This is a genomic window from Bacteroides togonis, from assembly GCF_900130135.1.
In the GTDB taxonomy this organism is placed as follows: Bacteria; Bacteroidota; Bacteroidia; order Bacteroidales; family Bacteroidaceae; genus Bacteroides; species Bacteroides pullorum.
The window spans coordinates 2514913-2534668 of sequence record NZ_LT670820.1 but is presented as its reverse complement, the minus strand read 5'-3'; the positions used below and the strand labels follow the sequence as shown (position 1 = coordinate 2534668).

The 19756-nt window shown below is 48.4% G+C and carries 18 protein-coding genes; 7 read left to right on the top strand and 11 right to left on the bottom strand.

Annotated features, from left to right (window positions below):
* Positions 1 to 130 precede the first annotated feature (130 nt).
* Complete coding sequence (trxA, locus tag BQ8005_RS10855) at positions 131 to 445, top strand: thioredoxin (protein WP_021847774.1); 315 nt, start codon at positions 131 to 133, stop codon at positions 443 to 445.
* A 90-nt stretch (positions 446 to 535) separates the two neighbouring features.
* Positions 536 to 871 carry a hypothetical protein gene (locus tag BQ8005_RS10850; protein WP_021847773.1) on the top strand — a complete coding sequence of 112 codons (336 nt, stop codon included), beginning with the start codon at positions 536 to 538 and terminating at the stop codon, positions 869 to 871.
* A 166-nt stretch (positions 872 to 1037) separates the two neighbouring features.
* Here the strand turns inward: BQ8005_RS10850 and BQ8005_RS10845 are convergent, their stop codons facing one another.
* From BQ8005_RS10845 to BQ8005_RS10825, 5 genes are all read right to left on the bottom strand, one after another.
* Positions 1038 to 1256, bottom strand: coding sequence for an immunity 17 family protein (locus BQ8005_RS10845; RefSeq protein WP_075318049.1), 219 nt, complete (start codon positions 1254 to 1256; stop codon positions 1038 to 1040).
* An 8-nt stretch (positions 1257 to 1264) separates the two neighbouring features.
* Positions 1265 to 1690: a tRNA (adenosine(37)-N6)-threonylcarbamoyltransferase complex ATPase subunit type 1 TsaE gene (tsaE, locus tag BQ8005_RS10840; RefSeq protein WP_021847771.1), complete on the bottom strand. Its 426-nt coding sequence runs from the start codon at positions 1688 to 1690 to the stop codon at positions 1265 to 1267.
* Positions 1691 to 1716: 26 nt separating this feature from the next.
* On the bottom strand, positions 1717 to 2544 hold the full coding sequence (locus BQ8005_RS10835) for a metal ABC transporter permease (RefSeq protein WP_075318048.1): 828 nt from the start codon (positions 2542 to 2544) through the stop codon (positions 1717 to 1719).
* A 64-nt stretch (positions 2545 to 2608) separates the two neighbouring features.
* Entirely contained in the window at positions 2609 to 3040 is a 432-nt protein-coding gene (locus tag BQ8005_RS10830) for a hypothetical protein (RefSeq protein WP_021847769.1), read from the bottom strand.
* A gap of 156 nt (positions 3041 to 3196) precedes the next feature.
* Positions 3197 to 4438 (bottom strand): 3-phosphoshikimate 1-carboxyvinyltransferase, encoded by a 1242-nt coding sequence (locus BQ8005_RS10825; RefSeq protein ID WP_075318047.1) that lies wholly within the window; start codon positions 4436 to 4438, stop codon positions 3197 to 3199.
* A 234-nt stretch (positions 4439 to 4672) separates the two neighbouring features.
* On the opposite strand from BQ8005_RS10825, the gene BQ8005_RS10820 reads away from it, so the two are divergent.
* Positions 4673 to 5878, top strand: coding sequence for a multidrug effflux MFS transporter (locus BQ8005_RS10820; RefSeq protein WP_075318046.1), 1206 nt, complete (start codon positions 4673 to 4675; stop codon positions 5876 to 5878).
* On the opposite strand, the gene BQ8005_RS10815 is transcribed toward BQ8005_RS10820, so the two are convergent.
* On the bottom strand, positions 5845 to 6237 hold the full coding sequence (locus BQ8005_RS10815) for an A1S_2505 family phage non-structural protein (RefSeq protein ID WP_075319145.1): 393 nt from the start codon (positions 6235 to 6237) through the stop codon (positions 5845 to 5847). The two genes, BQ8005_RS10820 and BQ8005_RS10815, sit on opposite strands and share 34 nt — an antisense overlap.
* A 157-nt stretch (positions 6238 to 6394) precedes the next feature.
* Between BQ8005_RS10815 and tpx the strand changes: the two genes are divergently transcribed.
* From tpx to BQ8005_RS10800, 3 genes are all read left to right on the top strand, one after another.
* Complete coding sequence (tpx, locus tag BQ8005_RS10810) at positions 6395 to 6943, top strand: thiol peroxidase (RefSeq protein ID WP_075319144.1); 549 nt, start codon at positions 6395 to 6397, stop codon at positions 6941 to 6943.
* A gap of 206 nt (positions 6944 to 7149) precedes the next feature.
* Positions 7150 to 9936 carry a glycoside hydrolase family 2 protein gene (locus BQ8005_RS10805; protein WP_075318045.1) on the top strand — a complete coding sequence of 929 codons (2787 nt, stop codon included), beginning with the start codon at positions 7150 to 7152 and terminating at the stop codon, positions 9934 to 9936.
* Between the two features lie 29 nt (positions 9937 to 9965).
* Positions 9966 to 13331 carry a DUF5107 domain-containing protein gene (locus BQ8005_RS10800; protein WP_075318044.1) on the top strand — a complete coding sequence of 1122 codons (3366 nt, stop codon included), beginning with the start codon at positions 9966 to 9968 and terminating at the stop codon, positions 13329 to 13331.
* 12 nt (positions 13332 to 13343) lie between these two features.
* Here BQ8005_RS10800 and BQ8005_RS10795 read toward each other — a convergent pair whose 3' ends face one another.
* From BQ8005_RS10795 to BQ8005_RS10780, 4 genes are read right to left on the bottom strand one after another with little or no spacing between them, the layout of a single operon-like run.
* Positions 13344 to 14225 carry an AraC family transcriptional regulator gene (locus BQ8005_RS10795; protein ID WP_075318043.1) on the bottom strand — a complete coding sequence of 294 codons (882 nt, stop codon included), beginning with the start codon at positions 14223 to 14225 and terminating at the stop codon, positions 13344 to 13346.
* A 38-nt stretch (positions 14226 to 14263) separates the two neighbouring features.
* Positions 14264 to 15028 carry a UDP-2,3-diacylglucosamine diphosphatase gene (locus BQ8005_RS10790; RefSeq protein ID WP_075318042.1) on the bottom strand — a complete coding sequence of 255 codons (765 nt, stop codon included), beginning with the start codon at positions 15026 to 15028 and terminating at the stop codon, positions 14264 to 14266.
* Between the two features lie 20 nt (positions 15029 to 15048).
* Positions 15049 to 16194, bottom strand: a complete 1146-nt coding sequence (locus BQ8005_RS10785; RefSeq protein ID WP_021847761.1) for a TlpA disulfide reductase family protein — start codon at positions 16192 to 16194, stop codon at positions 15049 to 15051.
* An 18-nt stretch (positions 16195 to 16212) separates the two neighbouring features.
* Entirely contained in the window at positions 16213 to 16524 is a 312-nt protein-coding gene (locus tag BQ8005_RS10780; protein ID WP_021847760.1) for a metal-sulfur cluster assembly factor, read from the bottom strand.
* A 518-nt stretch (positions 16525 to 17042) separates the two neighbouring features.
* Here BQ8005_RS10780 and BQ8005_RS10775 point away from each other — a divergent pair.
* A complete protein-coding gene (locus BQ8005_RS10775; protein ID WP_075318041.1) occupies positions 17043 to 18506 on the top strand; it encodes a VapE domain-containing protein in 1464 nt (487 codons plus the stop codon).
* Positions 18507 to 18521: 15 nt separating this feature from the next.
* Here the strand turns inward: BQ8005_RS10775 and BQ8005_RS10770 are convergent, their stop codons facing one another.
* Positions 18522 to 19073 (bottom strand): glycoside hydrolase, encoded by a 552-nt coding sequence (locus tag BQ8005_RS10770; RefSeq protein WP_262484406.1) that lies wholly within the window; start codon positions 19071 to 19073, stop codon positions 18522 to 18524.
* Positions 19074 to 19756: the final 683 nt, after the last annotated feature.

The following is a 19756-nucleotide window of genomic DNA, read 5'->3' as shown; positions in this document are numbered from 1 at the left end:
CATAACCAAATTGAAAATTACATTTTCATTTGTTTATGCTCTCACCTTTCACTATCTTTGCCCATGCAATCGGTTAAGAAATGATTGGATAATAAATTAATAATAATCAATAAATTAAAAGCTTAAGACAATGGCATTGGAGATTACTGACAGCAATTATCAGGCAACGCTCGCAGAAGGAAAGCCTGTAGTGATAGATTTTTGGGCACCGTGGTGCGGACCTTGTAAGATGGTAGCTCCCATCATCGAGGAGCTGGCAGCCGAATACGAAGGTAAGGTACTCATCGGTAAGTGCGATGTAGACGAGAACGGTGATGTGGCTGCCGAATTCGGCATTCGCAACATCCCTACCGTGCTGTTCTTCAAGGATGGCAAGCTGGTGGACAAACAGGTGGGCTCCGCTCCTAAATCGGCATACGCTGCCAAGATTGACGCTTTGTTGTAAATCATAGTCAGAAGGCTGCAAATGTGGACGCATCCCGTACAGGGGGCGGTTGCATTTGTGGCCTTTGTCACTTTAAAATCATTCAATAATATGGGAACAGTAGACGAATTCTTGCAGGATGATCTGGATGACGAGAAGACCATCGAGTTCATCAAAAACTATTTGCCGCAGGATCTGAAGGAGAAGTTTTCCGACGACGAACTGTATTACTTCCTCGACGTGATAGACGAGTATTATGTAGAGAGTGGAATCCTCGATGCCCAGCCCGATAAAGATGGCTATATCGATATCGATCTGGAGAAGATTGTGGACTACATCATCAAGGAAGCCCGTAAGGACGAAATGGGTGAGTATGACCCCGAAGAACTGCTTTTTGTCGTTCAGGGTGAGATGGAATATACCGACTCATTGGGCGGCAACGAATAAGCCGACATTTTCCCTTTTCCGTTCATGCCGTGCTTTGTCGCTTTCTGACGAAGCACGGCATGACGTTTTCATGAAGCACTTCCTTAGGTGGTCATAAAGCACTTCCTGAGAGGGTGAGAAAGCACTTCGTCAGAGGGTGACGAAGCACTGTCTCAGCAGGCCTGTCTTATGCTGGTGGTGTGTTCAGTACGAAGAACACAGCCGTAGCTATCAGAATCAGTCCCAGTATGCCGTAGAACAGGCGGGCCTGGCGACGTCCCACGTTACGCACGACGAATTGTGTGTTGTGCGCCGTGAAGAACCAGTCCCAGTCCAGCAGGGCTGCCAGCAGACTGACGATGCCTGCCGTGGCAAAGATGCCTTGTATCAGATATTGGCTGGCCATGGCGACGGTCAGGCTAATTCTTCCAGTGTCAGGCGGCGTGCGCCGTTCTCTACCTCTTCGATGGTTACTTTCACCGTATTGCCCGGCAGCAGCTCTTCAATCAGTTCAGGCCATTCGATGAAGCACACGGCACCGCTGTAGAAGTAGTCCTCGTATCCCATATCGTACACTTCTTCGAGCTTTTTGATGCGGTAGAAGTCGAAGTGGTAGATAAGTTCTCCGGCCAGGTCGGAACGATATTCGTTGACGATGGCGAAAGTGGGTGATGTGATGACATCGCTCACGCCCAGCTCCTCGCAGACGGCTTTGATGAAGGTGGTCTTTCCGGCACCCATCTTGCCATAGAAAGCAAAGACGGTATTGTCGCCCATGGCCTCGACAAATTGGCGGGCGGCTTCGTGAATCTGGTCTAATGATTGGATGTTGATTTCCATTGTATGATTCTTATTTTAATGTATGGTTATAATCTGTTTTGCTTCTTCAGGTTGGCGATGTAGAGGCTTTTCCCCGTCTTGCATACGGCATAGATAAGGATGGAGAAGAAGATGATGGACGCTCCCGAAGGCACGTTCAGGTAGAACGACAGCAGCAGTCCGCCCAGGCAGCTGAGGTAGCCGATGCCGATGGATAGCCAGATGATGCGGTGGAAACGGTGTGAAAAGAGATTGGCCGTCATCTGCGGGATAGTGAGCAGTGAGATGACCAGCACGATACCCACCATGCGCAGGCAGGCCACGATGGTCAGGGCGATGAACAGCATCAGGGCATATTCGAAGAACTCTACGGGCAGTCCTTGTGAACGGGCGAACTCGCGGTCGAACGCGATGCTGACAATAGGGCGCAGGTAGAGGCCAAAGAATACAACTAAAACAACCGATAGGACACCTAATAATGCGATATCACAGGCTGTAATGGTCAGGATGTTACCGAAGAGGTAGGCCGAAAGGTCGGGTGCAAAGCCGGGCGACAGGAAAGTGAACATGATACCCAGCGCCATTCCCAGTGTCCAAAATACCGCAATGGCCGAATCTTCGCGCATGTCTTTGCGCTTGCTGAGCCATTCCACGCCGAAGGCCGACAAAACGGCAAACAGGGCAGCGGATAGAATGGGCGAGATCCCCGTGTACAGCCCCAGTCCGATACCGCCGAACGAGGCATGTGTCAGTCCACCACTAATAAATACCAGCCGCCTCGTCACGATGTACGTACCCACCAGTCCGCAGGCAATACTTGCCAGCAGGCTGCCCAGCAGGGCGTGTTGGAAAAATGTATATTGTAACAGGTCCATGTTTTTAGCAGCTTTTTTAGTGGTTAATAATTACTATCGGCCTTTATCTTCTCTACCTCCTTTACTACTTTTTATGTGGATTGGCTCTCAGTTCTCCGACAACGAGAAAGACCTCGTCCTTCAGGTTGTCCGGCAGAGCAATCCCGCGGAGCTGCAGGCTACGTACCCATCCGGCTACGTCTTCGGCCTGCATGGTGTAGAATACGTCGCGGAACTCCTCCTCCTGTTCAGCTGTATAGGAGTCGCCGGGCGTGCCGATGTATTGATCCAGTTCTTCGTCGTCGTAGTATTCTATTTTCTTGCTGACGGCAGCCAGGAGGCTTTCCTTTTCGCACACTTCGTGCTGTCCGCAACATTCCGAGTCCACTTGCACGGTTTCGGGCATAGCTTCCAGTTCGCCGCTTTCCACTTGTTTGCGTAAGTGGCGGTTGCGTATTACTCCGGCTACAGCTGCTACCACAGCCAGGACTATCAGACTAACGATCAGTATCCACATACCTTATTTATATATAGCTTTGCAAAGGTAGTGCAAACTTAGAGAAGCACAAAGCGAAAACGAAGTTTTCAAGCTTTTGATTCCGAAGTGAAGTAAAGATACACAGATTTGGGGCACGACGAGGCCGGATGTCCTAAAATAGCGGAAACCTGTTGTTTATCTGCTTTCGGGATATGCCGTAATGCCGAATCCTGCTGCCTGCAAGTCGTCCCAGTAGCGGGGATAGGACTTGCTCACCACCTGCGGCTCATTGATGCGGATGTCGGGGCGGACGAGGCAGGCAGGGGCGAAAGCCATGGCCATGCGATGGTCTTCGTAGGTGTCTATGCCGGGTTGCTCGTCGGCAGGGCATCGTTCGCCGTCCCACCACAGGATACTGTCTTGTTCGGCGTGTACCACGTAGCCCAGCTTCCTCAGTTCGGTAATGAGGGCACAGATGCGGTCGGTTTCTTTGATTTTAAGGCTTTGTAGACCTGTAAAGCGGAAAGGAACGTCCAGCAGACAGCAGGTTACGACGAATGTTTGGGCCAAGTCGGGGATATCCAACAGGTCTTCATCCAGACGTACGACGGGATGTCCTTGCTTGCGGAGCTTCACGCCTTGTGGAGTATATTCCGTCTGTACACCCAGTCGGGCAAAGAGTTCGGCACCACGGCTGTCACCTTGCGCGCTGTTGGCAAAGAGTCCCAACAATTCTACCTCAGGAGAATCGGCCGCTAGGGCTGTCATTTGGTACCAGTAGGAGGCTGCGCTCCAATCGCTTTCTACACGGAAAGGCGTGTCGTGGTAACCGCCGGGTGCTACACTAATGCTGTTTTCGGATGTCCATCTGGCTTGTGCGCCGAAGTCGTGCATCAGTTGCAGTGTCAGGTTGATGTAGGGGCGCGAGATGATGTCGCCCGTTAGCCGCAGCTTCAGCCCCACGGGTAGCACGGCGCCTATCATCAGCAGTGCCGAGATGTATTGCGAACTCACGTTGCCCGCCAGTTCGATTTCGCTGCCCGTCAGCTGGGTGCCGTTGATGCGCAGGGGCGGAAATCCTTCATTGCCAGTATAGTCGATGCGAGCTCCCAGTGTGCGCAGGGCGTCTACCAGAATACGGATGGGGCGCTGTTGCATGCGTTCAGTGCCGGTGATGGTGTGCGTGCCCGGCGTCACGCAGAGGTAGGCGGTGAGGAAGCGCATGGCTGTGCCGGCGGCGTGGATGTCTATCACGTCGGGCATGTGGTCCAGGGCACGTATCATCACTTGTGTATCGTCGCAGTCGCTCAGATTCTCAGGACGTGTGCTACCTCCCGATAGAGCATGCAGGATCAGTGCGCGGTTGCTGATGCTCTTCGAGGCGGGCAGCTGCACGGTGGCGTACAGCGAGGCGGGGGCGTTGAGTAGGTATTGCATGTTGTGGTTCTTGCTTTGGTTTGATGGATGCAAAAATAAGAAAAGTAGAAAGTTGAGACAAATAAATCTGTTTCAATCTGCATGATTCCTGGTGCTCACTCGGACGGAAATGCCCTTGGCTTGTTAACTTCTGAAAATGTTTTCCAAAAAGGGTGATAGGCAGTGGTACGTGGTGTTACAGGTTGCAGGAATTCATGGTAACTTTGCCACGCTTTTCTAAGAGATTATAGATATATGGTAAAAGAAAATTCCAAAGTATTCTTGTTGATATTGCTGGGTATGCTGACCGCTTTCGGTCCGTTTGTCACCGATATGTACCTGCCCAGCCTGCCCTCGATGGGTGATTATTTCAGTACCACGTCCTCGATGGTACAATTGGGTCTGACGACCAGTATGATTGGCTTGGCTGTGGGGCAAGTGTTTTTCGGTCCTTTGAGCGACCGTTATGGACGTCGTTTGCCGTTGCTGGTAGCCATGTGGTTGTTTATCATTTCTACTTTATTGTGTCTGTTTTCGCAGAGTATCGAACAGTTTGTCGCTTTTCGCCTGCTACAGGGTATTGCGGGTGCGGGTGGCATTGTTATTTCGCGTTCTGTAGCGACGGACAAGTTCTCCGGTCGCGAACTGGCCAAGATGTTGGCGGTTATCGGGGCGATCAATGGGGTAGCTCCTGTGGCAGCTCCTATCGTGGGCGGGCTATTGACTGACCTAATAGGTTGGCAGGGGATCTTTTGGATCTTGTTCGGATTGGGCATTTTGCTACTGGCTGGTTGTTGCCATTTTCGGGAATCGTTGTCCCGCGACCAACGTTCGGCGGAGCAGTGGACTGATACGTTCCGTAGTTTCGGTATTGTCCTGTGCGACCGGCGCTACGTTTGTTACGTCCTTCAGATGGCCTTCGCTCAGGGCGTACTGTTTGCCAACATCGCTTCCTCGCCTTTCATTGTACAGCAGCATTATGGGTTTTCGGCTTTTGCTTTCAGCCTTTGTTTTGGTGTCAATGCGTTGGCTATTGGAATCGCAGCCGCCTTGTCGGTCAAGTTCCACCGACCTGAAAGCTGCACGTTAGTGGGTTGTTGTGGTATGGCCGTCATATCGGTACTCCAGTGCGCGGCTCTTATGTCGGGTTGCAGTTTTTGGGTTTACGAGATGCTGATGTTGGGCTTACTGTTCAGTATGGGTATGACGTTCACCTCGAGCACAGCTTTGGCCATGGAGAGTCAGCGCGAGAATTCAGGTACGGCTTCGGCACTGCTCGGTGCCGTGTGCTTTGCTGCGGGCGGCATCGTATCGCCGCTGGTCGGTATGGGCAACATCCTTTCGTCCACGGGTATCGTCTTCGTGGTCTGCGCCTTCTGTTCGCTGGTGTGCATTCTGGTGGCTCTGGGCCGTCGGCGCACGCGTCTTTACTTTGCGTTCAGCACCTCCCAGAAGCGTTGAGGCAGGTGGATGTTCGCTACTCCCACCACGTCCTTGAAGAGCGGGGCAATCTCCTCCGGCCTGAATCCGGCGATGCCGCAGCCTATTTCCGTGACGAGGAACGTCAGTTCGGAATGCTCGCGGGCGAAGCGGATGAAGTCGTCCACATAGGGTTTGATGGCGTCGGGGCCTCCGTGCATGGTCGGGATGCCGTAGGTCTGTCCCTGCAGGCCTGCGCCCTGTCCCCATACGGCTCCCCACTTCTTCCAGGCCAGCAGGGCGGCGCCTCCGCCGTGGGCACCTTCCAGGTTGCTGCCGAAAACGAATATCTCACCGGGCTTCAGCTCGGTGATGCGGGGGGATGTGATTCTTGTTTCCATCATCTTGTCGGGTTTTGGTATGAAACAAAGATAGGCAATTCTTACAGGATATGCAACCAAATGTTGTATGAGTTTGTTGTATAGGAAAAAACTGTTTTGTGATATGAATACTGTAAAAACGATGCTGGGCCTGTGCGCCGTCCTGACGCTGGGCCTGATGCCGCTGCAAGCGGTTGCGCAGAGTGGAAGTCCTGCACGGGAGAGAGGAGAAGTGGTCATCTGTCGCGGAGTGGAAGCTCATACCTGCGGCCCGATGGTGAAGGTGGGGCAGGAGGCCCCCGACTTCCGGGCGGTGAATGCCGCGCTGGAGGAAGTCAGCTTGTCTTCCTATCGGGGCAAGCGTTTGATACTGAATATCTTCCCTAGTCTCGACACACCGACATGTGCCCTGTCTGTCCGTCAGTTTAATGCTCGTGCTTCGAAACTGGAAAATACTGTCGTGCTCTGCTTGTCGATGGATTTGCCTTTTGCGCAGTCTCGCTTCTGCACTACCGAGGGGTTGGACAATGTTGTGCCGCTCTCGCTGTTCCGTAGTCGCGACTTTGTGGAAGGTTACGGGCTTCGCCTCGCCGACGGTCCGCTGGAGGGGCTGATGGCACGGGCAGTGGTAGTGATTGATGAGGATGGTAGGGTGATTTACACTCAGCTGGTTAAGACTATATCTGACGAGCCCGACTATGAGGTTGCATTGAAGGCGCTTCAGTAAGAGATGACACCCATATTTTATTATTTGGATTTAATGAAGGAGGCTGCTGAGGTCTCCTTTTTTGTTGGAAAGTTTGTGCGTGGCCTGATTTATTTGTCCTCTTTTTGAAAGTCCGTGGAATATTACATCAATTCAAATAAATATTCCATTTCCTTTCCGCTTTGTTTCTCTTTACTTTGCAGTCAGAAACAATATCTATTTTTATCATGAAAAATATATTTATTTTTATGTTTGTTGTGCTGCTGGTATCTTCGTGCGGCGAGAATGTTGGCAGGATTGATTTGGCCGGGAAATGGACTGTGCGTCTGGATAGTGCTGATGTCGGGATACAGGAAAATTGGCCTGGACGCTGTTATGAAACGGCCATCATGCTCCCTGGTACTACCGATATGGCAAAGTTGGGGACAAAGACTATGCTGAAACCTGCTTTGGAGAAACCACAGTTATTGCATTTGACTCGTGCCTATAGCTATGTTGGCCCTGCCTGGTATGCTCGTGAAGTGGAGATTCCGGCAGAATGGAAAGAGAAAGATTGTTTTCTCCATTTGGAGCGAGTACTTTGGGATACGCAGGTATGGGTGGACGGTATTAAGGTGGATGGACACGAGGAAAGTCTGGTTTCACCACATTGTTATAATCTCACTTCTTATTTGCAGAGTGGAGAAAAACATTTACTGACCGTACGGGTTGACAATCGCAAACGTTATGATATTTCGGTTAACGACTTGGCTCATGCTTATACGAATGCTACACAAGTGATGTGGAACGGTATCTTAGGCGATATGTATATAGAGGCCGTTGATAAAGTTCGTGTGGATGATGTACAGATTTATCCGGATGTCGCTTCCAGATCAGCCAAAGTTGCGGTAACGGTCTGTAACTCCGAAGATGTGCAACAGGAGGCTATGCTGGAACTGTTGGTTTTAGGAGAAAAAGATGGGAAAGAATATGGAATAGCCAACAAGAAAATTTCTGTTGGACCGGGAAAAACATTGGTAGAGTTGGAGTGTACTTTGGATAAGGATGCTCCGTTGTGGAGTGAATTTACTCCTAATCTTTATTGTGCGAATGTGGAACTGAAATCAGAAAAAGGGACGTCGTGTGTTTCGGAAAGATTCGGTTTACGCCAAATTGCACAGGCTGGAAGTTGTCTGATGTTAAATGACAGGCCGATTTTCTTGCGTGGAACATTGGAATGTTGCATTTTCCCTTTGACCGGTACTCCGCCTACAGACGAGGAAGCTTGGCGGGAACTCTATTCTTCGGCTCGTGAATATGGATTGAACCATCTTCGTTTTCATTCTTGGTGTCCTCCTGAAGCAGCTTTTAATGTTGCTGATGAAATGGGCTTCTATCTTCAGGTTGAATTGCCGGTGTGGAGTGTAACTTTAGGAAGTGATTCTGCTACGATTGATTTCCTTCGTGCAGAGGCGAGTCGTATTCGGAAAGAATATGGGAATCATCCGTCGTTCTGTTTTTGGAGTTTGGGCAACGAATTGCAATATGATTTCCAGATTATGGCATCTTTGTTACAGGAAATGAAGAAGGCAGATGGTCGTCATCTGTACACAACTACTTCGTTTACATTTGAAAAGGGACATGGTGACTGGCCCGAACCGGACGATGACTTTTTTGTAACACAATGGACTCGTAAAGGTTGGGTGCGAGGACAGGGTGTGTTTAATGAGGAAACTCCTTCGTTTGAGAAGGATTACCATAGTTCGGTTGAAGGTATGCAAGTTCCGCTGGTTACACACGAGGTGGGGCAATATTCTGTATATCCCGATCTGACAGAGATTCCTAAATACACCGGTACGTTGATTCCGCTGAATTTTATGGCCGTGAAGCAAGATTTGGAGCGGAAAGGATTGATAGAGAAGGCACCTCAATATTTACAGGCATCTGGAAAGTTGGCTGCTATACTCTATAAGGAAGAGATTGAACGTGCTTTGAAGACATCAGGTGTCAGCGGATTTCAGTTGCTTGATTTGCATGATTTTCCTGGGCAGGGTACGGCATTGGTCGGGCTGTTGAATGCTTTTTGGGAGAGTAAAGGCATTATTCAAGGACGTGAATTCCGAGAATTTTGTGCACCAGTGGTTCCATTGCTTCGTTTTCCCAAAGCTGTCTATACGAATAATGAGTTTTTTGTGGCAAAAGCCGAATTGAGTAATTATGGTGTGGAGGAACTGAAAGACAGAACATTGGTTTGGGAAGTGAAAGACGCAGGAAAGTCGGTTGGAAAAGGTCGTATTGATGTTGCAGACCTCAGGATGGGACATAACGAGAATTTGGGTGAAATCGTATTACCTCTGAATAGTATAACCAAAGCCTCAAAGTTGGAGGTCTGCTTGTCGTTGGAGAACTCGGAGTATCGTAATTGCTGGAATATCTGGGTTTATCCTTTGGAGATAGAACTCAACTGGGGAGATGTGAAATATACCCGAGACTACAATACCGCCATGCAATGGCTGGTAGAAGGAAAGAAGGTCTTATTCAATCCTGATTGGCATACGTTGAGAGGTATTGAGGGCAAATTTGTACCTGTTTTCTGGAGCCCGGTTCATTTCCCCAATCAGGCAGGTACGATGGGGGTACTCTGTAATCCGTCTCATCCGGCTTTGTCAGACTTCCCTACGGATATGCATACCGACTGGCAATGGTGGGATTTGAATATAAATTCTACAACAATGATTGTGGATAGTTTGAATGGCGGATCTCCTATTGTAGAAATGGTGGATAATTTTGTCAATAACCGTCGTCTGGCTTCTTTGTACGAAGGTGGTGTCGGTAAAGGGAAACTGATGCTGGCTACGTTTGATCTACAGACTGCTCTCGACAAACGTCCGGTGGCTCGTCAGATGTTGGCCTCTATTCTGAAGTATATGAATAGTGCAGCCTTCGCACCGTCCCGAATGGAGGGATTGGACAAGATGAAAGATGTGTTTGGAACAGCAAACAATCAAAAACAATCGGCAAAAGGAATTTATTAGGATCACATTTTATTATTAATATATAGACAATGGAAGCAATAACAGAATATCTGACTCGAAGTACTGTAAATACTTCGGAAGTAAAGGCTTGGGAAGAAGTCGTGATGTTGCCTACTTATGGAATTGGTAAGGAAGAAAAGAATCCGATTTTTCTCGAAAAGCGTGTCTATCAAGGTAGTTCGGGTGCGGTCTATCCTTATCCGGTAGTAGAAAAAATAGAGGATGAGAAACACGACCGTCCCTGGCGTGCATTCTTCATTGAGAATGAGTATATCAAGGTAATGATTTTGCCTGAACTGGGCGGACGTATCCAGATGGCATACGATAAAGTGAAGAAACGTCACTTTGTTTATTATAATCAGGTGATTAAGCCTGCGTTGGTTGGTCTGACCGGTCCTTGGATTTCAGGAGGTATCGAATTCAACTGGCCACAGCACCATCGCCCCAGCACCTATTTGCCGACTGATTGCATGATTGAGGAGTTTCCGGATGGTAGTAAGACGGTGTGGTGCAGTGAGGTGGAGCGTATGTTCCGGACAAAAGGTATGGCAGGTTTTACTCTTTATCCGGGCAAGGCTTATATTGAAATCAAAGCAAAGGTGTACAACCGCACTCCATTCCCACAGACATTCCTGTGGTGGGCCAATCCAGCCGTTGTGGTGAATAAGGATTACTATTCGGTATTCCCACCCGATGTGAATGCCGTCTTCGATCATGGTAAGCGGGCTGTGTCAAGTTTTCCGATTGCTACTGGCGAATATTACAAGGTAGATTATTCGGCAGGTGTGGATATTTCCCGCTACAAGAATATTCCTGTTCCGACTTCTTACATGGCCATCAATTCGAAATACGATTTTGTTGGAGGTTATGAAGAACATATCGAAGCCGGCCTGCTTCATGTGGCAGACCATCATGTAAATGCCGGTAAGAAGCAATGGACTTGGGGTAACGGCGACTTTGGACAAGCATGGGACCGTAACTTGACGGATGAAGACGGACCTTATATCGAATTGATGACCGGTATGTATTGCGACAATCAGCCGGACTTCACTTGGCTTCAGCCTTATGAGGAGAAGTCATGGGTACAGTATTTCATGCCTTATCAGAAAGTCGGTCTGGTGAAAAATGCGACACGTGATGCTTTAATTAACCTGCTTCCGGAAGGAGAGGGTCGGATGAAGGTCATTCTTTATACGACGGCAGCCCATCGCGAAGTGCGGGTTATGCTGACCAATGAGAAAACCGGAAAAATCTATTTGGATGCACTTACCGCAGTATCGCCCGAGAATGCTTATGTGCAGACAGTGGCATGTGATACGCAAAAAGCAGAAGACCTGAAGCTGATGGTACTCGATGAACAAGGGAAAGTTATGGTAAGCTATCAGGCTGACAAACCTGAGATCCGTCCGATACCTGAGCCTGCCAAGGCTGCACTTGCTCCCAAGCAGATAGCAAGCATGGAACAGCTTTTCCTGACTGGTCACCATCTGGAACAGTATCGTCATGCTACGTATCAGCCTATGGATTATTATATGGAGGCCTTGAGCCGTGAGGAGGGAGATATCCGTTGTAACAATGCTGTCGGTTTGTTACTGATGCGTCGCGGGCGTTTTGCAGAGGCACAGCGTTATTTTGACCGTGCCATCAAAACGCAGACAGAGCGTAATCCGAATCCTTATGACGGTGAACCGTATTACAACTTGGGTTGGTGCAAGAAGATGCAAGGTGATATAGACGGTGCCTATGATGCTTTCTTCAAGGCTACCTGGAACGCAGCTTGGCAGGATGCCGGTTATATGGGACTGGCGCAAATTGACATGATCCGCAAGGATTATGAAAACGGTTTGGATCATATAGACCGTTCGCTCTATCGCAATTGGTTGAATCATAAGGGGCGGCAGTTGAAGGCTTCCTTCTTGCGCAAGATGGGTGATTATACCCGTGCAATGGCATTGATCGATGAGTCCTTGTCGATGGATCGCTTCAATATGGGATGCCGTTTTGAAGCCTATTTGATCAGAAAACTGCAGGGTAAGGTGGAAGAGGCAGCAGCCGTGAAGGAAGAAATGAAGACATTGATGCGTGGTGCTGTCCATAGTTATATGGAGTATGCCATTGACTATGCTTCGGCCGGCATGTACGATGAGGCTTTGCAATTGCTTTCTTTCGTGACAGAAGATACAGAGAATACGTATCCGATGGTATATTATGCATTGGGTTACTTCTCTTCGAAAGCAGGAAAGAAGGATGAAGCATTGGCTTACTATCAGAAAGCAGAACAGATGTGTCCGGATTATTGTTTCCCCAATAAACTGGAAGAAGTCTTGATGTTGCAGGATGCCATGACTTTGAACCCGACAGGAGCTAAGGCTCCCTACTATTTGGGTAATTTCCATTATGCCGTTCGTTGTTACGAAGATGCTGTGACATGTTGGGAAACGTCGGCAGCTCTCGACGATTGCTTCCCGACGGTATTGCGTAATCTTTCTTTGGCTTATTATAACAAACAACATAATCCTCAGAAGGCATTGGCCGCGTTGGAGAAGGCGTATAATCTCGATACGACAGATGCACGTATCCTGATGGAACTTGACCAGTTGTATAAGAAACTTCGCTATCCGCATCGTCAGCGTCTGGATTTCCTGGAAGCTCATGCGAACGAAGTAGAACAGCGCGATGACTTGTGCATTGAGCGTATCACGCTTTATAATCAGTTGGGTGAGTATCAGAAGGCATACGACCTGATCAATTCACGCAAGTTCCATCCGTGGGAGGGTGGTGAAGGTAAGGTAACGAGCCAGTATGTATTCTGTCGTGTGGAGCTGGCCAAGCAGGCTTTGGCTGAGAAGCGTTATGCCGATGCCGTAAGATTGTTGAAGGAAACTGAAAAATATCCTGATAATCTGGGTGAAGGAAAGCTCTCGATGGCTGAGGAAAATGATATTCACTATTGGTTGGGATGCGCTTACGAAGGACTGGGAGACATGGAGCAGGCGAAAGCCTACTTTGAACGGGCTACCAAAGGTTCGGCTGAACCGGCTATCGCATTCTTCTATAACGATCAGCAACCGGACAAGATTTTCTATCAGGGACTGGCTTGGCGTAAACTGGGTGAAGAAGACAAGGCACGCAGTCGTTTCAACCGTCTCATCAAGCATGGCGAGAAACATCTGTTCGATAAAGTCAAAATCGATTATTTTGCCGTTTCACTTCCCGACCTGCTGATTTGGGATGACGATCTGAATGTGCGCAATCTCATTCATTGTAACCTGGTAATGGGATTAGGCTACCTGGGATTGGGGGATAAAGAACAGGCCCGTAAGTTCCTGTCTGAAGTGATACGCCTTGATATCAATCATCAGGTAGGACAACAGTTACTGAAAATGTGTGAATAATTTATATGTGTGTCATCCCTTTTTCTTCATGCGGTATTCTTTAGGAGACATGTGCATGTATTTACTGAATACCTTTGAGAAGTAGTAGGGATCGCTGAAGGACAGTTCGAAGGCTATTTCCTTAGCCTTCTTGTCCGTAAAGTCCAAGAGCTGGCATGCCTTCTGTATTTTCAGCTGATTGAAATAGCTGATGGGAGACATGCCGGCTTTTTGGGTAAATACGGTACTCAGGTATGCGGGCGAATAGTTTACGCTCTGTGCGATGTCCTCCAGGGTAAGCTGCTTGTTCAGGTTGGCTTTCATGAAGTTGATGACCTTCTGCATGGTGTCTTGGGTTTGTGGCTTGTTTATTTCCCTGAATTGAGGGATGTATCTGAAGCTTCCCAGCAGGTACCATAGGCAGAGGGTGATATATTCCAGATTTTCTACACTGTATCCCATCTCCAGATTTACCAGGATTTCATTGAACAGGCGAATGCGGTCGTCGAATCGGGCGGAAGGCGAGTCATCGATATGGCTGGTCCGATTGAACAGTTCGGCGAAGAGGCTGCTTTTTTCACCGGCAAAATGTACCCAGTAGATACTCCATGGATGTTGGGTCGATGCGGCATAGGTGTGAGGCGTACCGGCTTCGATGATGAAGAACTGGTTCTTTTTTATGGTACATCGACCTTTTCCGATGTCATACCAGCCTTCTCCTTCGTGACAATAGATCAGAATGTGTTGTTCACTGCCTTCTTCCCGTTGCCGATAATGGTTCTCCGCATGGGGATAGTAGCCGATATCGGTCGGATAGAGCAGGCTGGTCATGGGATTCTTTTGCACCTTGAGAAGAATCTCTTGAGGAATCACAATGGCCTTTTCATTGGGAAATCCGTCTTTCTTCTTTTCCATAAAGGGTGTCAGTTTTGTCAGACAACGTTTTTATTTTGTCAGGGTTTTGTTTCGCCTTCGATGTAGTTTTCCAAAAACAGGTGTTCACCGTCGAATACGGCGTACGAGAAGTAGTTGATCCAGTCACCCAGAATGACGATACGCGATGAGGCGTTCAGCATCAGGTCCAATTCAATGTGGCGATGCCCGTAGATGAAAAAATTAATGTCCGGATGGTTCTTGAGGTAGTTTTTGGTATAGAGCACCAGTGGTTCGTTGTTTTCGCCCATATAGTCAGGCTCCTTGCCGTCCACCCGTTTCAGGCGGCTGTGCTTGGCCCATGTCAATCCCAGTTCCACACTCCAGCGGGGGTGAAGTGCGGAAAACAGGGTTTGCAACGTATGGCTGTGGAAAACGGCACGCAGAAACTTGAATTTACGGTCGGGGTCGCCCAGTCCGTCACCATGGGCCAGATAGAATTCCTTGCCATGGATTTCTGTGGTCAGCGGCTTACGGTGCAGGATGACGCCGCACTCCTTTGTCAGGTAGTCGCCGCACCAGATGTCATGGTTGCCCGTAAAGAAGTGTACTTCCACTCCGAGGTCCGTCAGTTCGGACAGCTTGCCCAAAAAGCGCGTGTAGCCTTTGGGCACCACCAGCTTGAATTCGTACCAGAAGTCGAACATGTCGCCCAGCAGATAAACGGCCGAAGCCTTGTGCTTGATGCTGTCCAGAAAGTTCACCAGCCGGCGTTCTTGCGTACGGCCGTGCTCGATGGCACGCGAACCCAGATGGGCGTCGGAGAGGAAATATACATTCTTCATAAGGCGTATTCGTTAGGTTTTTATTTGAATAGTTCGTCCAGGTATTTGTAGAAGGCGGGATCTTCGCCTACCACAATCTTGGCCACTTTGCCTTCGGGGTCGATGACAATCTTGGTAGGATAGCCCTGTATGCCATACTTCACCGTGATGTCTGCTTCGTCCGTATTGCGCACGTGCAGCCAGGGCAATTCATGCTTCTCTACGGCTGCTTTCCATTTCTCTTCCGTATCGTTGCAGTCCACACCCAATATCTCCATGCGGTCCTTATATTTTTCGTAGTATTTCTTCATGTCGGGGATACCTTTGATACACCAACCGCACCAACTTCCCCAGAAGTCCAGTACTACATACTTGCCGCGCAGGGACGACAGGGTGAGGTCTTTGCCTTGGAGATCTTTCAGCGTAAAGTCAGGGGCTGTGACGCCTTCGACCATATTTTTGCGCGCTTCTTCGCGGGCTTTCTGCCGCTCGATGGCTTCTTTCATGGCCTTGTAGAGGGGAGCCATCGGGCCGTTCTGTGCCTTTTCGCCGATGAGGTCGAGCAGGTCACTCGCGGTTTTGCCAAAGTCGGATATCAGATAGACGGAGATGTCTTCGTCAGGGTGCTGGCGGATGTAGTCTTCCTTTACTTTTTTCATGTCGGCATTGATCGGCTCATAGATTTGGCGCAGGGAGTCGAGGCGTTGGGGTGTCAGTGTGCCATCACTTTGCATGCCCATGATGACTTGTGTCACCTTGTGCATCTCGTCCTCATAGGGCTTGTACAGGGCCCGCACTTCTTCGTAGGCCTGGTGGAAAGCATTGCCTTTCATGTGGTAGTCGTCCATCGAACCGCTTACTTCCACCGTTTCGCCGGGGAAGGTTACAACTGTGATGGTTTTGCGAAGTGATGCGGCGGCGGCTCCGTTACGGGGTTGGGCGTAGAAGAAGGCCTCCATCGGCACGCTGTCGTTCTCCAGCTGGCAGGTGAAGCTTCCGTTCTGCAAGGCGATGGTGTCGCGGTGTATCGTGCTGCGGCTTAAGTCCGATACGGCAAAATAGTTCACAATCAGGGTATCGCTCTCTACGCCGGCCAGTGTGCCGGTGATGGTCGTTTGTTTCTGAGCAGGCTGGCAGGCGCAGAGCAGTGCCGTACAGGCCAGCAGGCCAAGTGTTTTCTGTTTCATGATATGCTGTTGTTTTTGTTATAAGAATCCCAGTTCCAGTTTGGCCTCCTCGCTCATCATGTCCTTGTCCCATTCGGGCTCGAAGACCAGGTTGATGGTGGCCGAGGCCACACCTTCGATGCTCTCTATCTTTTGGCGGATATCCTCCATGATGAAGTCGGCCGCCGGGCAGTTGGGTGCCGTCAGCGTCATGTCGATGCTGACGTTGAAGTCGTCCGTCACGTCAATTTTGTAAATCAGGCCCAGGTCGTATACGTTTACGGGTATTTCGGGGTCGTACACGGTCTTGAGCATCGCCACTATCTTTTCTTCTATTTCAAATTTAGTCATAATCTTGCAAAACTTGTTTCAAGAGCAAAACTACACTTTTTTTGTGAAATCACAAAAGGGAAGTGGTGCAAGGACGGTTGGAAAAATATTTTGCAGGCTAAAGTCCATAGTTGCGTCCGTCAAGTTCATGTTTAGCGAGCTAAAGTAGGTGTTTAGGAACGCAATATCGGTAGTGAGTAATGGATTGCCCTAATCAGGTTTCAATCCTTCATTTGTAGTGTAATCTGTTGCAAGAAAGGGACGTAGGTTGAAAGATAGAGTTTCACGGCGGTGTTCATTGTCTTCGGCTTGTACGGTAATGTGGCATCTTGATCAATATGGTTGTTTCAATATAAGTATCTTATTATCAGTTGCCTGTGGTGAAATCACATTAGGGGAATCTTTGAAATCAACTTGTGAAAGCATTGCAAAGTTGATTTCCGTTGATTATGGTTGATTATCGTCCGTTATTTACGCTGAAAAACTTGACTTCGCCTTCTTGATGTCGTATCTTTACGACAGGATAAACAACTACTTTTATGAATCTGATCTGTCAACTGAAAGATTTCTTTTTCCGTGAAGAACCATCCGTTTCGTCGTACGACCGGCTGCTTGCCGACCTGAACCGTGCCTGTTCCAGTCTGCCCGAAGGACAAGTCTTTCTTGTGACAGGCGACGGCGAGTTCACTGTCCGCTTGACTTGGAAACCGCAACAGATGAACCCCGATAAACGCATGTTCAGCCTAAATGGACAGGATGAAGTGACGGAATGGATAGAAGCCGTTCCAACTGCTACGAAAGAGCCCAAACCTGTAGATATAGAAAAAGAAAAAAAGGAACCGAAGCAAAAGCGGATGATGCAACGCCTCTCGCGCTACCTGAAGTTGCATTATGCCTTCCGCTACAACCTGCTGACCGAGCGGACGGAATGTGCTCGTCTGAATGAAGAAAAAGCCGATGAAGCTCACCATCTTACTTATACACCCGTAGACAGCCGCACCCTGAACGGCATTGCTCTCAGTGCCATCGAAAACGGTGTGGAATGTTGGGATCGGGACGTGAAACGTTATGTAGAATCCGACCACGTACAAGCCTACCATCCCTTTGAACTCTATTTCAAGAACCTGCCCGAATGGGACGGTAAGGACCGCGTAACGGAACTGGCAAGACGAGTATCCGATAAGGACGTTTGGATACGTTCCTTCCACCGCTGGATGCTGGCCGTCACAGCCCAGTGGACAGGCTCGGGCAACCGTGACCGTCGTGCTAATAGCGTAGCTCCGCTTTTGGTCAGCCCCACACAGGGTCTGGGTAAATCCACTTTCTGCCGTATGCTGCTACCTAAGGAACTGCGTGATTACTTCACAGAGAGCTTCGACCTGACCAACGCCTCGTCGGCGGAGAACAAACTGGCCTCCTACGGTCTGATCAACCTCGACGAGTTCGACCGCCTTCCCGTCAGCCGGATGCCCCAGCTGAAGAACCTGATGCAGATGGAAGACCTTCGTGTGCGCCGTGCCTACCGCCGTTCAGCCGAAGCCTTGCCAAGAATTGCCTCATTCATTGGCACGAGCAACCGCCGTGACCTGCTGACCGACCTTTCGGGCAGCCGCCGTTTCATTTGCGTGGAAGTGGAGCATGCCATCGACTGTACGACCCCCATCGACCACGCCCAGCTTTATGCCCAATTGCTGCATGAGTTGAATAACGGCGAGCGTTGTTGGTTCAGCAAGGCCGAAGAGGCAGAAATCCAGGCTGCTAACCGTCCTTTCTACCGCATAACGCCCGCCGAAGAACTTATTGGCAGTTGCTTTGCGTTTGCCGAGTCAGGCGAGCAAGGTGCCCGCCTGATGTCTGCGGCAGATATTTATACCGTGCTGAAGAAGAAGAATCCCGCTGCCTTGAAAGATTGTTCTTGTACTTCGTTCAGCCGTCTGTTGGCCCAGTTGGGGCGGAGGGTACATACAAGGTATGGGAATGGGTATTGGGTGAAGAAAATATAAGTCGATATTTATTGGTTAGATTACTATAGTAACTATTGATTTTGAAGGTAGGGTTATTGAAGATAATTTATGTATTCCATCGTATTTGAGATTTTTATCGATGGATGTGGTATACATTTTTGCATACTTGTGATTTGGACAATTTATTTTGATTTTCTTATCTTGTTGAGTATAATTTATGAAAACAGAGATGATTTGTTTTCCATCTGTATAAGAAGAGGCCATGATTGATGTTGCTGCATCTAACTCTGGTATCTGCATGTTTGTTGGGGATATATTTATTCTATACATGCCAGGTCTGATAAAGAAGCTGTAATTTGCTGTACTCCAAAGCATTTTTGTGGGTGATATTATACCATCATATTTTACGCTTTCAAATGAAGAACCTTTTTGTGGTAATAATTGTATGGGAACATCTTCTCCAAGTGATATGGCTGTCCACCATTGCCATGCAGAGGCGTTGGCAATGGCTAGATCATGATGAATAATTCTAGCTACATAAAGCCCTAAATTAATACTTCTAATAGGGGATGGAGGCATTGTTATTTCTTCGTTTTGTTCCAAGATACAATATTCGTATTTGCAACCAGTTATTACTCAATATTTTGTGAGTTATAAGTCAGAAATATGGGCATAACCTTTAGGGGTACATTCTAAAAGGTGAAGATTTAACCTTTTTATTATTCCTTAACGCCCAAAGAGCGGTGGTAGAGGGTATTTTCCCTCTTTTCGGTACTTTATTGATGGTTCGATGTTCCCATCTTTCCACATTGCTTGGCTCGTTCGCACAAGCCACTACAAAGGTACTACAATTTCCAATAAAGGCAAGAGGACAGCAATTCAAATCTATTATTTTTGAGGGAGTGAAATCTGCCGCTTGCCAAATTTCTCTCTGTCGAAAATAATAGTCCTCTGAAAAGAATGAAAACAGCATTGATAAAATTGCCTTATTAGGGGGGGGCTATGCTGTTTTATGCTATTATTTCGTCAGTCGTTTATCTCCGTTGCCGGATGCAGTTTTCAGCCAAGCCGATGGATAAGAAAAGGTTCTGGAGCTGTTTACTCTCCAACGGAGGACGAAACTGCTCCAAATGGTTTACCGCTTGAACTTTTCGTTTTCTAAAAGAGGTTTGGCAACCTTTGCATCCGACAAAAGGAGATAAATGACCAGATATATAACAGTAGTATTACATTAAGGTAAAGAACAACCATGGTATAGTATTATTGCAATTTAACTATTTAAAGTTTGT